We start from the raw sequence: 12727 nt of genomic DNA, 5'->3' as shown, positions 1-12727 counted from the left end.
CCAACCGAAACCGGCGTGGCGCGCCCTCGTGCGTCACGCCTGCCGCACCGGCCCGGAAGGCCGCCAGAGGACATAGAAGACATGCATTACGGTTCCCTTCTCGCAAAGGCCCGGGAGGCGCATGTGCGCATCGCCATCATCGGCCTCGGAGATTACGGACGCTCCCTCGCCTTCCAGGCCCGGCGCGCGCCGGGGCTCGAGGTTGTCGCCGTCTGCGACCGGGATCCGCAGCGGGCCCGCGCCGCGCTGATCGCCGCCGGACTGCCGGCGGATCGCGCCGCGATCTGCGACGGCCTGCCCGCCGCCACCGCCGCCCTTCAGCGCGGCGACGTGGTGGTGACCGACGACGGAGACCTCGTTGCCCGACTGCCGCTCGACGTGGTGGTCGAGGCGACCGGCCACCCCGAGGCCGCCGCCCGCCACGCCGATCTGGCGCTGCGCGAGGGCCGGCACGTGGTCATGGTCTCGAAGGAGGCCGATTCCGTGGTCGGACCGCTTTTCGCGGCGCGGGCCCGGGCGGCGGGGCTGGTCTATACCCCTGTCGACGGCGACCAGCCCAGCCTGCTGATCCAGCTCGCGCTCTGGGCCCGGACCTGCGGCCTCACCATCCTGAGCGCGGCAAAATCCAGCGAATACGATTTCGTCTTCGATCCCGCCACCGACATCGTCACCTGCCTGAACCGCAGCGCCCCGGCGCCGGGGTTCGGCGCCCTGTGGGCGTTCGGCGACCGAGACCCGGCCGGGGTCGTCGCCGCCCGCGCCAAGGCGCTGCAGGCGCTGCCGCAGCGCACCGTGGCCGACCTTACCGAAATGGGCATCGTCGCCAATGCCCTCGGGCTCGGGGTCGACCGCGCGGATTTCCACGCGCCGATCGCGCGCACCGGGGAAATTCCCGACCTTCTGGTTCCCGGCGGCCTGCTCTCCGCCCCCGGTTCGGTCGACGTGGTCAACCTGCTGCGACGGCCCGATGAATTCAGCCTGGCGGGCGGGGTCTTCGTCACCGTCGCCTGCGAGGATCGCCACACCTGGGAGGTGCTGCGCGAAAAGGGCCACCTCGTCAGCCGCGACGGCACCGCGGCGACCATCGTCAACCCGGTGCACCTGCTCGGGGTGCAATCGGCCACGACGATCCTGCTTGCCGCGCTGGAACGGCGGACGAGCGGAACCGACACCACCGCGCCGCTGGTCGATCTGGTCGCGCGCGCCCGCGTGCCGCTGAAGGCCGGAACCCTGCTCGAAGCGCAGGGCCACCACCACGAGATCCCCGGAACCGACGGAGAGCTGCGCCCGGCTCGGGCGGTCACCGGGTCCGCTCCGGTGCCCTTCTACATGCTGAGCGGCCACCGGCTGCGCGCGGATGTCTCCGCGGGCGACCTCGTCACGCTGGACAAGGTCGAGGCACCGGCGGAGTCCATGCTCTGGCGCCTGCGCGCCGAGATGGACGCCTCCCTCCCCGCCCGCTAGGGCCGGAGGGCGGCGCGTGGCCGCGCCCCGCGAACCGTCAGGCGGCGACGAGCGCCTGGCGGGGTTCCGGGATCGCGATGCCGAAATCGCGGTCCAGCGCGTCGCGGATCAGTTCGTAGCACGACCCTTCGCGCACCACGGACATGTCCCTCAGGTCCAGCAGGGTCGAGCTCTTGCCGTAGAGGTGATACTTCCGCAGACCGTAGTCGATCTCCACATCGGCCACGGCGCGGATTTCCGGTTCGATATCCTCGACCCTGAACTTGGTGCCCTGAAGCGTCCGGTTGGCGGACGAGCCGAACAGCGGATGACAGGCCTCGTGGCTGAGCCGCGAGATCGCCGCGTGGAAGGCGCCAGCGTTCAGCAGCATGCAGATCGTGCCGTCGCGGGTCGACCGCCGCCGCCCCTCGTCGTCCAGCGCGCGGATCAGCGGATGGTCCATGTCGGCCTGGGCGATGATGCCCAGCGGCAGGCCCCGGTCGCGGGTCAGCGCGTCGACCACCGCGCGCTGCGCCGCATCGAGGTGGTGCAGCTCTTCGGACAGGATGTTGTCGCCGATCATCGCGTTCAGCTTTTCCGGCGCGCGGCCCTTGGTGTCGAAGATGCGGATCAGCGCCCCGGTCGAGCCGCCGATGATCGAATAGCCCACGTCCATCGGCAGGATCGCGCTGCCCCCCGAGCGCAGGACGGAAAAGGCGCGGGCCGCATCTGCGGCGATATCGGGTGCGGACATGGTCATTCCTCCTCGGGACGCGGATCGCCGACGCCCCAACGTTGTTCGAATTCATAGACTTTCGGAAAGCCCATCAGGGTGTTGAACTCTCCGAAATCGTGCAGGGGGACGGCGCTGCCGGCGCTCGACCCGGTGTCGCGCAAATGGCCGTAGGCGGCGCGCAGCGCGTGGCCCGCCGACAGGAAGCCGAAGGACGGGAAGATCGCGGCGCTGTAGCCGAGCCGTTCGAGATCGTCCCGCGACAGCACCGGCGTGCGCCCGCCCTCGACCATGTTGGCCAGCAGGGGCAGGTCGTAGGCCGCGCAGATGCGCTGCATCTCGTCCGCGCTCTCGGGGCTTTCGATGAACAGGACATCCGCCCCGGCCTCGGCATAGAGATCGCCGCGCCGCATCGCCTCGTCCAGGCCCAGCGAGGTGCGGGCATCGGTCCGGGCGATGATGAGAAAGTTGGGATCGTCGCGGGTGTCGCGCGCGACGCGGATCTTGGCCACCATGTCTTCGGCCGGAATCACCCGGCGACCCAGCATGTGACCGCATTTCTTGGGGAATTCCTGGTCCTCGATCTGCATCGCCGCGGCGCCCGCGCGTTCGTAGCCGCGCACCGTGCGTTCGAGGTTCAGCAGCCCGCCGAAGCCGGTATCCGCATCCGCGACAAGCGGCGTCGCCGTGCCCTGCGCGATGGTTTCCACCCGGTCCAGCATCTCGCGGTAGCTTGCCAGCCCCGCGTCGGGAATGCCCAGCGACGAGGCGACCGTGCCGTATCCGGTCATGTAGATCGCCGCAAATCCCATGCGGTCGGCAATCCGGGCCGAGATCATGTCGTAGACGCCGGGGATCGTGGTCAGACCGGGGGCCTGAAGGCGGCCCTTGAGGTCCTGTCGCGAAGAGGTGCAGTCTTTCATGGCGGTCTCACGTCGTCGGTTGAAGGGGGGCAGGAAAGGCCCGGATGACGGACGGCCGCTCCGGACCGCCCTCTGCCGCGCGCGGGCCGGGGCGCTGCCGGGGGCCGCGCTGACCGTGGAGACGGTCCGGCCCGGCGTGGTTCCGGGCCCCGTCGGCGGCGCTGCGGGGCTCAGCCATGCGCCGGTTCGCCCAGCGCCGCGCCGCGCACGAGGCCGCGTTCGGGCATCGGCGGCAGGGCGATCCGGAAGTGACGGGCGAGGATGTCGCGGATCTGGTCGTAGCAGACACCGAAGCGGTGCACTTCGTAGGTCCCGAGGTCGATGATCGTCGACGAGATCGCGAGCGGGTTGTTGTAGCGGCACAGACCGTAGTCCACGCAGATCGCCGCCGCGTCGCGCACCGGCGCCTCGACATCCGCCAGCCGGAACTTGGACCCGCCGAGCGAGACACTGGCCGAGGACCCCATGATCGGCTGCCCCCTGTCCCGCGACAGCGCCGTCAGCGCGCGGTGCAGCGGCCCCGCGTTCATCAGAAGGTCCATCGTGCCGTTCTTGGTCGAGCGTTCGTAGCAGAACGGGTCCAGCGCGGCGGTGAACCCGTTCCCCTCGCGGTGCTTGCCGACGATGGACAGCGGCAGGTCGTAATCGACGGTGATCGCCTCGACCACCTCGCGGGCCCGGCTGTCGACGTCGTGCACCTCGCGGAAGATGTCGAGATTGGCGAGCGTGCCGTTGGGCTTGGAAAAGCTGCGGCCCTTGGCGGTGTAGATGGTGCGGATGGCCTCGGCGTTGGTGCCGAAGACGGCATAGGCCACGTCCAGCGGCACCACGGCCACGCCTCCGGCCATCATCGCGTCGAAGATGCGCAGTGCATCGGCTTCGGGGTCGAGAACGCCCATGGGTCAGGTCCTTTCGGTCTTGGCAAGGAAGGGAAGGCGGAGGCGGCTGGCCAGCAGCCAGAGCGCAACGGCAAGGAGGCACCCGGTCAGCGAGGCGGCCCAGTCCGGAACCAGCATCAGCCCCCCGGTGGCGACGAGCAGGACGCGCGCGCCGCGGGTGACGGGCACGCCGAGCCAGCCGGTCAGCCCCGCCGCGATCACCGTGCACCCGGCCAGCGCCGTGGCGAGCGAGAAGGCCACGCGCGGCACGGTGGCATCGCGCAGCAGGAACACCGGGTCATGGATGAAGATCATCGGCAGGACGAAGGCGACGGCGCCCAGCGTGATCGCCCGGACCGAGGTCCGCAGCGGGTTCGCCCCGGCGATCCCCGCCGCCGCATAGGTGGCAAGGTCCACCGGCGGCGTGATGTGCGACAGGTTGGCGTAGTAGAAGACGAACAGATGCACGGCGAGCGGATCGTACCCCATCCGGATGAGCGTCGGCGCGACCACGACGGCGGCAAGGATGTAGGCGGCGGTTGCGGGCAGTCCCATGCCCAGCACGATCACCACCAGCATCCCGAGCAGCAGCGCCAGCGCCGGGCTGTCCCCCGCGAAGGAGATCAGGAACTGCGAGAACTTGATCGCCAGCCCCGTGCCGTCCATCGCGCCGATGATGATGCCCGCGCAGGCACAGGCGGCGATGACCCCGGCGGCCTGTTCGGCGCTGTCGGTCATCGCGGCGAGAATGTCGCGCGGCCCCATCGGCGTCAGCAGCCAGGACAGCGCGACGCAGAACGCGATGGTATAGAGCGCCGCGCGGACCGGGGGGATGTCGATGGCGATGAAACCCATCAGCACGACCACCGGCAGCAGGTAGGGCGCGCAGCGTTTCAGCGCCGCGCCGCGCGCCTCGCCTTCCAGCGGGGCGCGGATGCCCAGCTTGCGGCTCTCGAAATGCACCGCGCCGTAGACGACCGAGAAATAGAGCAGCGCCGGGATGATCGCGGCAAGGACGATGGTGCCGTAGGGGATCTGCAGCAGTTCGGCCATGATGAAGGCCCCCGCCCCCATCACCGGCGGCATGATGAGCCCGCCGGTCGAGGCCACTGCCTCGACCGCGCCGGCGAAATGCGGCTTGAAGCCGGCCTTCTTCATCAGCGGGATGGTGAAACGGCCCGTGGCGACGACATTGGCGACGGAACTGCCCGATATCGTTCCCATCAGCGCCGAAGAGAAGACGGCGACCTTGGCCGAGCCGCCCCAGGAGCCGCGTGTGAAGGCCTGGCTCAGGTCCAGCACCCGCTCCATCGTACCCATGCGCGACAGGAAGGCGCCCAGCGCCACGAAGACGAAGATCAGCGTCGCGGCGGTCTTGGGGGCGACGCCGAACAGCCCCTCGCTCTGCATGTAGAGGCTGAAGGTCATGAAGGGCACGTCCCAGCCCACGTGCCGCCAGGCCGGCGGCAGGACGTTGCCGAAAAAGGCATAGGTCAGCATCACCAGCGCGATGACCGGCAGCGCCATGCCGAAGTAGCGCCGGGTGATCTCGAGGATCGCCAGAACCGCGACGACGCAGCCCGCCTGGTCCAGAAAGGTCGGCATCACCTGCCGCATCTGGATGGCGGAATAGTTCACCAGCACATTGGCGAAGGCCAGCGCGACCAGCACCGCGAGGCAGAGGTTCAGCGCCGGGTGATATAGCAGCCCGACCCGCGTCCGCGCGGTCTGCAGGAAGGCGTAGGACAGCACGAGGCACAGGCTCATCGCCGTATGCCACATGGGTTGCAGCAACCCGTAGTAATTGGCGCCGAGGTGGTAGCCCGTCACCACGACCCCGAGCACGGGCACGAGCCGCGTGAAGATCCACGCATCCGATCCGGTTGCCGTCGTCATGGTCATGTCGGAAATCGCCACTCGAGCTTGCTCCCCGGCGCCTGCGTCACTTCAGCCAGCCCTGTTCGCGGTAATATCTCTCCGCGCCCGGATGCAGCGGCGCGATGGGGATCAGCGCGGCCTCGATCCAGTCGGGGGTGAGGTATTTCTGCGAGGGGTGCACATCGGCCAGTTCGTCGAGGTTTTCCCAGACGGCCTTGGTCATCTTGTAGACGAGGTCGTCGCCGACGTCGGAGTTGATGATGTTGATGGTGTACCCGACGATGATCGGCACGTCGGCGTCGATGCTCTGGTAGCTTTCCGCCGGGATGATCCCGCCCGAGAGCAGGTCGCTCGACGCATCGACTGTGGCGATCTGGTCCTCGGTCAGCCCGACGATGCGGACCTCGCGCGAGGATTCCAGTTCGAGAACGCCCGCCGTGGGAATGCCCGTCGTCTCGATCACCGCGTCGAGGGTGCCGTTCTTGAAGCCCTCGACCATCTCGGCATGGGGGATCTGGTATTCGTCGATCCTGTCGTAGCCAACGCCGATCGCTTCGAGGATCGCGCGGTTCGTCTGCTCGCCCACCGAGCCGACCGAGCCGACGCCGACGCGCTTGCCGTCGAGGTCGCTCCAGTTCTCGATATCGCTGTCGGCGGGCACGACAAGCTGCGCACCGTAGACGTAGATCGGCATCCAGGTCCGGATCTTGTCCGCTTCCGGCTGGCCCTCGAATTCCCCGATGGAGCGCACCGCCTCGTAGGGCGCGGTATTGCCCGCGGGCCCGGCCTGGATGCGTCCCTGCTGGACAAGCTGCGTGGTCGGCACGCTGGCACCGGAGGCCTGCACCGTCACCGAAACCTCCGGAACCTCGCGATTGATGACCCCGGCCCAGCCGGTCATGATCTGGAACGTCGTGTGACCGGAGCCCGATGCCCCTTGCACGAAGCTTTCCTGAGCGCCGGCCGTACCGCAAAGCGCGGCCGTTGCGACAAATGTCGCAGCAAGTGTGATGTTCATGTTTTCCTCCCAGAAATCGGCCCGTGTCGGGACGAACCGCTTGATGCGCCTTGTGGTGCCGGGGCCGGCGCCCGCCCCTGTCCGCCCTCTCTGCCCGGCAGGGTGCCGGACCACGGGCAACGGATCTGTCCTCCCCCCTTCGGGTCGTTTCAGGTTGCGCGGGCCTCCTCGCCGGCGACCTGCCTGCCAGGTGTCAGAATGCGTTTGCCCCGCGACGAGACCTCGGGCCTCCGCCCGCCCTGCCGCCGCGTGCGGGTCTTGCGGACCGCCATGCGGTCGCGCGCCGCCCAGATATGTTCGCGCATGTGCGCCGCCGCCCGCTCGGCGTCGCCGTCGACCAGCGAGGCGAGGATCGAGACATGGGCCTCGTGGCTCTTGGCCAGTTCCTCGGGCGAGAAGTTGAAGAAGTTGCGAAGGGCCAACGGCAGTTCCATCGCCGCATCGATCCGGTTGCGCAGGAAGCGGTTGCCGCACTGATCGTAGATCAGGTTGTGAAAGTCGTAGTTGTGGCGCTGAAAGACCAGCCGTTCCGCATTGCTGCCGGTTTCATGCGCGACGATCCCGGCCATCGCATCCCGCAACGCGCAGAGGCGCGTCTTCACCGGGTCCGACAGGCCGCGCCGCCCGGCGAGGCGGACCGCCTCGGATTCCAGCAGCGCGCGGACGCCGTAGATCTCGCGCACCTCCTCGACGGTAAAGACCTTGACCCGGAAGCCGACGTTGGGCTCGTGGATGAGAAAGCCCTCTCCCTCCAGCCGCGACAGGGCAGCCCGCACCGGTGTGCGCGACATCCCGGTCAATTCGGATACGACGGCCTCCGACACCTTGTCGCCCATGCCGAAGACACCGTCACAGATTTTTGCCCGCAAGGCTTCGTATGCGATCTGCGCCAAGCTCATGGCTGCCCCCAACCGTTCCTTGCGTCATCATGTCCCGACCGGCGCCACAGATCGACCCGTTCTCATGATTCCTTCAAAATACTGATTTATAATGAAATACTGATAATCGGAAATCTCTATCGGATACAATCATCCCCCATTGATTGGGGATTGGTCACTGAATTTCAGATACTTGACAGAAATTTCAGAATGCGCCGCGCCGCCCGCGCGGCTACCGGGGCGCCATCCCGAGGAATTCCGCGACCAGCCTCGCCTGAGGGCGCAGCATCGCCTTGCCGGGGACCGTCCGGCAGCCCGTTTCGGCCGCCACCGCCAGCAGGCGCGTGACGGGCGGCGTCAGGATCACGTCGGCCACGACGGTCGAATCCGTCAGCCCTTGCGGATCGACGGGACAGGCATCCGCATCGCCCATGCCGACGGTGGTGGTGTTGACCACGAGCGAATGGCGCGACAGGTCGGGAGTGCCGTCGCAGACCGTCACATCCACATCGGGAAAGGCGGCGCGCATGTCGGCGGCCAGCGCCTCGGCGCGCGGACGGGTCCGGTTCGTCAGGGTGATCCGCCCTGCGCCCGCCGCCGCGAGGCCGAAGGCTATGGCACGGGCAACCCCGCCCGCGCCGATCTGCAACACGCTCTGCCCGGCGGGGTCGACACCGCGATCGCGCAGCCCCTGAACAAAGCCCGCCCCGTCCATGTTGGTCCCCGTGAGGCTTCCGTCCGCCTCCCGGCGCACGAAATTCACCGCCCCGGCAAGCCGCGCGGCGTCGGTCAGCCGGTCGAGAAGCGGCACCACCGCGATCTTGTGCGGCACGGTGAGAGAGAAGCCCGCCACGTTCGCGGTCCGGCGCAGAAGGCTCAGGCAATCGGCAAGATCGCCGGGGCGCACGTGCAGCGGCGACACCGCGATGTCGAGGCCCCACCCGGCAAAGGCTCGGTTCATCTCGGCCGATCCGATGATCTGCACCACCGGATCGCCGAGAATGAACAGGATCGCCGTCCGGCCGGTGATCTCAGGGCCGGTCATGCGCGGGCGAGGCCGCCGCGCACCGCCTGCACCACCGCTTCGGGGGTGAAGCCGAAGTGCTTCAGCACGTCCGCCGCCGGGGCCGAAGCGCCGAAACTGTCGACCCCGAGGACAATCCCGTCGCGCCCCACGTAGCGTTCCCAGCCGAGGGGGGAGAGCGCCTCGACCGCAACGGCCAGCGCGTCGCGGGGGCCGAGCACGGCATCACGCCAGGCCCTTGGCTGGCTGTCGAACAGCCGCCAGTTCGGCATCGAGACGACGGCGGTGGCGATGCCCTCCGCCTCCAGCGTCTCGCGGGCGCGGACCGCCAGCGCCAGTTCCGACCCGGTCGCAAGCAGCGTCACCCGGCGGGGGCCGGAGGCCTCCTGCAGCACGTAGCCGCCGCGCGCCGAGAGGTTCTCCTCCGCCTCTTCGCGCAGCACCGGCAGGGGGTTGCGCGACAGGCAGAGGACCGTCGGCGCCCCGGCGTCGTTCAGCGCCAGCTCCCAGCACTCCAGCGCCTCGACCATGTCGCCGGGCCGGAAGACGTTGAGGTTCGGCGTCGCGCGCAGCCCGGCAAGGTGCTCGACCGGCTGATGGGTCGGACCGTCTTCGCCCACGGTGATGCAATCGTGAGTCATCACGAAGATCTCGCGCTGGTGCATCATCGCGGCAAGGCGCACGGCGGGGCGGGCATAGTCGATGAAGCACAGGAAGGTGCCACCGAAGGGGATGAACCCGCCGTGCAGCGCGATGCCGGTCATGAAGGCCGCCATGCCGTGCTCGCGCACGCCGTAGGGAATGTAGCGACCGCCGTAATCCTGCGGCGTGATGGCGCGGGCCCCGGTCGGCCAGGTCTGGGTCGACCCGGCTAGGTCGGCGGACCCGCCGACCAGTTCGGGCATGGTGTCGAACAGCGCGTTCAGCACCCGGGACGAGGCCATGCGCGTCGCCACGTCCGCCTCGCCCACCGCCTCGCGGCGCAGCTCCGCCAGGATGCCGGCGGCCCCGGCGGGCAACTCGCCCCGGATCCGGCGGCGGAATTCCGACGCGATGCCGTCGGGCGCCCGGTCGAGCCGCTCGTCCCAGGCCGCGCGAGCGGTGGCGCCGCGCCGGCCCGCCTTGCGCCAGGCCGCGACCACGCTTTCGGGGATCTCGAAGGCGCCGTGCGGCCAGTTCAGCAGCGTCTGCATGGCGGCGCGATCCTCGGCACCGATGGCTCCGAAATGGGCGGCGGGCTTGCCCTGCTTGGCGACGGAGCCGCGCCCGATCACCGTCCGGCAGGCGATCATCGACGGCCGCGGGTCCTGCCGGGCGGCCAGCAGCGCGGCCTCGATCGCGGCGGTGTCGTGGCCGTCGACCGCCTGCACGTGCCAGCCCGCCGCCGAAAAGCGGGCCTGCTGATCTTCGGAGGTGGCATGATCGGTCAGCCCGTCGATGGTCACCGCATTGTCGTCGAACAGCACCACGAGCTTGCCCAGCTTCATGTGCGCGGCAAAGGTGATCGCCTCCTGGCTGATGCCCTCCATCAGACAGCCGTCGCCGGCCATGACCCAGGTGTGGTGATCCACCAGCGCGTCGCCGAATTCCGCGTTGAGCATCCGCTCGGCCAGCGCCATGCCGACGGCATTGGCGATCCCCTGCCCCAGCGGCCCGGTCGTCGCCTCGACCCCGAGCAGTTGTTCGTACTCGGGGTGGCCTGCCGTGCGCACCCCCAGCTTGCGGAAATTGCGCAGGTCCTGCAGCGTGATGTCGGGATAACCGCTCAGCCAGAGCAGCCCGTAGAGCAGCATGGAGCCATGCCCCACCGACAGCACGAACCGGTCGCGGTCGGGCCATTCGGGGTCGGCAGCGTCGTATTTCATCACCTTCGAGAACAGCACGGCCGCGACGTCGGCCATGCCCATCGGCATGCCGGGGTGGCCGGACTGGGCGACCTCGACCGCGTCCACGGTCAGGAAGCGCAGGGCATTGGCCATCTCGTCGAGCGAGGTGTCGCGGCGGTCGAGCAGGGATGTGTCGGAAGTCATGTCTCTTGTCCTGGTTGGGGGCGCGGTCAGATCAGGCCGGCGAGGCGCGGGAAGAACAGCACCAGTTCGGGGAACAGCGAGATCAGCGCGAGCACGGCGATGCTGATGCCGAGGAAGGGCGCGATCTCTCGCGAGATGGCGCCGATGCCGGTCTCGCGGGAGGTGATGGCCGAACCCGCGAACAGGCACAGCCCGTAGGGCGGGGTCATGAGGCCGATCATCAGGTTGAACACCATGACCACGCCGAAATGGATCGGGTCGATGCCGACCGAGACCGCGATGGGTGTCAGGATCGGACCGAGGATCAGGATCGCCGGGGCGGCGTCCATGAACATGCCCCAGACCAGCAGCAGCAGGTTGATGAGCAGCAGAACCACCAGCGGATTGACCGAGGCCGTGCGGATCCAGTCCGCCGCGTGCTGGGGAAGCTGCGCGACCGACAGGATCCAGCCGAAGATCCCCGCCGTGCCGATCAGGAAGAAGATCGCGGCGGAATCCCGCGCCACGTGCGCCCCGATGCGCAGCAGCGCCCCGAGCGACAGGTTGCGGTAGACGATGAAGCCCAGCAGCAGCGCGTAGCCCACCGCGACCGAGGCGGCTTCGGTCGGCGTGAAGATGCCGGACAGGATGCCCCCCATCAGGATCACCGGCATCAGCAGCGCCGGGATGGCGGATTTGCAGACGTGCAGGATCTCGGCCATGCGATAGGCGCCGTGGGACGAGCGGTAGTTGCGGCGGCGGGCGATCAGCCAGACCACCAGCATCTGCGCCAATCCGAGCAGGATGCCCGGCACCGCCCCGCCGACCAGCAGCGCGCCGGTGGACACCTGCGCCACCGACGCGAAGATCACCATCGGGATCGACGGCGGCAGGATCGGTCCTTGCACCGAAGAGGCGACGGTGACGGCGGCGGCGAAGGGTTCCTCGTAGCCGTTCTTCTTCATCGCCGGGATCAGCACGGAGCCGAGCCCCGCCACATCCGCCAGCGCCGAGCCCGAGCAGCCGCCGAACATCATCGACGAGACCACGTTGACCTGCGCCAGCCCGCCGCGCATCCGCCCGACCAGCACGTTGGCGAGGTTGATGATGTTGTCGGTGATGCGGCACTCGGCCATCACGTGCCCCGCCATCACGAACAGCGGCACCGCCAGCAGCACGAAGCTGTCGATGGAGGTGAAGAACTGGTGCACGATCGTGTTCATCGACTGGTCGGACACGAAGAAATAGATCAGCGCGGCAATGCCCGTGGTGAAGGACAGCGGCACGCCGAGGATCGCCAGCAGGCCGAAGGCCGCCAGCATCAGGGATACCCCGAGGGTCATGCAGGGAACTCCGTCGCATCGAGAAGGGGATCGGCGTCCGGCGGCATCAGCCAGCTGCGCCCCCAGACGAGGATGTTGGCGGTATCGAGCACCAGGTAGCAGAGCACGCAGACCGCGCCGAGCGGCACCGCGAAGAACGGCCAGAAGAACGAGATCTGAAGCCCCGGCGTGGTCATCCATTCGTTGGAGACCGCGTAGCGCCAGCCGACGTAGGCGAAGACGCAGAAGAAGATGAAGACCGGGATCCGCAGGATCAGGTCGTAGACCCTGAGCCGCGACCCGCTGAGCGCGGAGGTCACGATCATCAGGTAGGGATGGGCATAATTGCGATAGGCCACTGCCGCGCCGATGGTCGTGACGTAGATCATCAGGTACTTGGCCAGCTCCTCGGACCAGTAGAGCGGCAGCGAGAAGACGTAGCGGCACAGGACCTGCGCGAACAGCACGCCGAAGATCCCGAAGACCATGAGCGCGAGAACCAGTCGCAGCGCGATGTCGAGGCCGTCGAGCAGGCGCTCCACGACCGTCTTGGAAGGAAGGGGGGGCATTGTGTCACCCGTCAGCACGTGCGTGTCGGAAGGGATGGCGGGGATGCGTCGC

General features: G+C 68.6%; 11 protein-coding genes. 1 reads left to right on the top strand and 10 read right to left on the bottom strand.

Going from position 1 to position 12727, the window contains the following annotated elements; translation table 11 throughout:
- Positions 1 to 81 precede the first annotated feature (81 nt).
- A complete protein-coding gene (locus tag ACN0RJ_RS18970) occupies positions 82 to 1464 on the top strand; it encodes an NAD(P)H-dependent oxidoreductase (protein ID WP_417725276.1) in 1383 nt (460 codons plus the stop codon).
- A gap of 37 nt (positions 1465 to 1501) precedes the next feature.
- Here ACN0RJ_RS18970 and ACN0RJ_RS18965 read toward each other — a convergent pair whose 3' ends face one another.
- From ACN0RJ_RS18965 to ACN0RJ_RS18920, 10 genes are all read right to left on the bottom strand, one after another.
- On the bottom strand, positions 1502 to 2197 hold the full coding sequence (locus ACN0RJ_RS18965; protein ID WP_417725275.1) for a Sua5/YciO/YrdC/YwlC family protein: 696 nt from the start codon (positions 2195 to 2197) through the stop codon (positions 1502 to 1504).
- Positions 2198 to 2199: 2 nt separating this feature from the next.
- Complete coding sequence (locus ACN0RJ_RS18960) at positions 2200 to 3099, bottom strand: isocitrate lyase/PEP mutase family protein (RefSeq protein WP_417721557.1); 900 nt, start codon at positions 3097 to 3099, stop codon at positions 2200 to 2202.
- 170 nt (positions 3100 to 3269) lie between these two features.
- The gene (locus ACN0RJ_RS18955) at positions 3270 to 3998 is read right to left on the bottom strand and encodes a Sua5/YciO/YrdC/YwlC family protein (RefSeq protein WP_417725274.1); all 729 of its coding nucleotides are present in this window, start codon (positions 3996 to 3998) and stop codon (positions 3270 to 3272) included.
- Positions 3999 to 4001: 3 nt separating this feature from the next.
- Positions 4002 to 5894, bottom strand: coding sequence for a TRAP transporter permease (locus ACN0RJ_RS18950; RefSeq protein ID WP_417725273.1), 1893 nt, complete (start codon positions 5892 to 5894; stop codon positions 4002 to 4004).
- Between the two features lie 25 nt (positions 5895 to 5919).
- A complete protein-coding gene (locus ACN0RJ_RS18945; protein WP_417725272.1) occupies positions 5920 to 6873 on the bottom strand; it encodes a TAXI family TRAP transporter solute-binding subunit in 954 nt (317 codons plus the stop codon).
- 149 nt (positions 6874 to 7022) lie between these two features.
- Positions 7023 to 7772, bottom strand: coding sequence for a GntR family transcriptional regulator (locus tag ACN0RJ_RS18940; RefSeq protein ID WP_417721561.1), 750 nt, complete (start codon positions 7770 to 7772; stop codon positions 7023 to 7025).
- Positions 7773 to 7983: 211 nt separating this feature from the next.
- A complete protein-coding gene (locus ACN0RJ_RS18935; RefSeq protein ID WP_417721562.1) occupies positions 7984 to 8796 on the bottom strand; it encodes a shikimate dehydrogenase family protein in 813 nt (270 codons plus the stop codon).
- On the bottom strand, positions 8793 to 10805 hold the full coding sequence (tkt, locus tag ACN0RJ_RS18930; RefSeq protein WP_417725271.1) for a transketolase: 2013 nt from the start codon (positions 10803 to 10805) through the stop codon (positions 8793 to 8795). Before tkt ends, ACN0RJ_RS18935 begins: the two co-directional genes overlap by 4 nt.
- 26 nt (positions 10806 to 10831) lie before the next feature.
- Positions 10832 to 12127, bottom strand: a complete 1296-nt coding sequence (locus ACN0RJ_RS18925) for a TRAP transporter large permease (protein ID WP_417725270.1) — start codon at positions 12125 to 12127, stop codon at positions 10832 to 10834.
- On the bottom strand, positions 12124 to 12675 hold the full coding sequence (locus ACN0RJ_RS18920) for a TRAP transporter small permease (RefSeq protein WP_417721565.1): 552 nt from the start codon (positions 12673 to 12675) through the stop codon (positions 12124 to 12126). Before ACN0RJ_RS18920 ends, ACN0RJ_RS18925 begins: the two co-directional genes overlap by 4 nt.
- Positions 12676 to 12727 lie beyond the last annotated feature (52 nt).

The sequence above is a fragment of the Salipiger sp. genome, assembly GCF_048261495.1.
Lineage (GTDB): Bacteria > Pseudomonadota > Alphaproteobacteria > Rhodobacterales > Rhodobacteraceae > Salipiger.
The sequence above is the reverse complement of the archived record's forward strand: the minus strand, read 5'-3'. Positions and strand labels throughout refer to the sequence as shown.

Excerpts from the sequence above, each read along its gene's own strand:
- ACN0RJ_RS18960 (WP_417721557.1), bottom strand. The coding sequence starts at position 3,099 with ATGAAAGACTGCACCTCTTCGCGACAGGACCTCAAGGGCCGCCTTCAG.
- ACN0RJ_RS18965 (WP_417725275.1), bottom strand. The coding sequence starts at position 2,197 with ATGTCCGCACCCGATATCGCCGCAGATGCGGCCCGCGCCTTTTCCGTC.
- ACN0RJ_RS18940 (WP_417721561.1), bottom strand. The coding sequence starts at position 7,772 with ATGAGCTTGGCGCAGATCGCATACGAAGCCTTGCGGGCAAAAATCTGT.
- tkt (WP_417725271.1), bottom strand. The coding sequence starts at position 10,805 with ATGACTTCCGACACATCCCTGCTCGACCGCCGCGACACCTCGCTCGAC.
- ACN0RJ_RS18970 (WP_417725276.1), top strand. The coding sequence starts at position 82 with ATGCATTACGGTTCCCTTCTCGCAAAGGCCCGGGAGGCGCATGTGCGC.
- ACN0RJ_RS18945 (WP_417725272.1), bottom strand. The coding sequence starts at position 6,873 with ATGAACATCACACTTGCTGCGACATTTGTCGCAACGGCCGCGCTTTGC.
- ACN0RJ_RS18920 (WP_417721565.1), bottom strand. The coding sequence starts at position 12,675 with ATGCCCCCCCTTCCTTCCAAGACGGTCGTGGAGCGCCTGCTCGACGGC.
- ACN0RJ_RS18955 (WP_417725274.1), bottom strand. The coding sequence starts at position 3,998 with ATGGGCGTTCTCGACCCCGAAGCCGATGCACTGCGCATCTTCGACGCG.
- ACN0RJ_RS18935 (WP_417721562.1), bottom strand. The coding sequence starts at position 8,796 with ATGACCGGCCCTGAGATCACCGGCCGGACGGCGATCCTGTTCATTCTC.
- ACN0RJ_RS18925 (WP_417725270.1), bottom strand. The coding sequence starts at position 12,127 with ATGACCCTCGGGGTATCCCTGATGCTGGCGGCCTTCGGCCTGCTGGCG.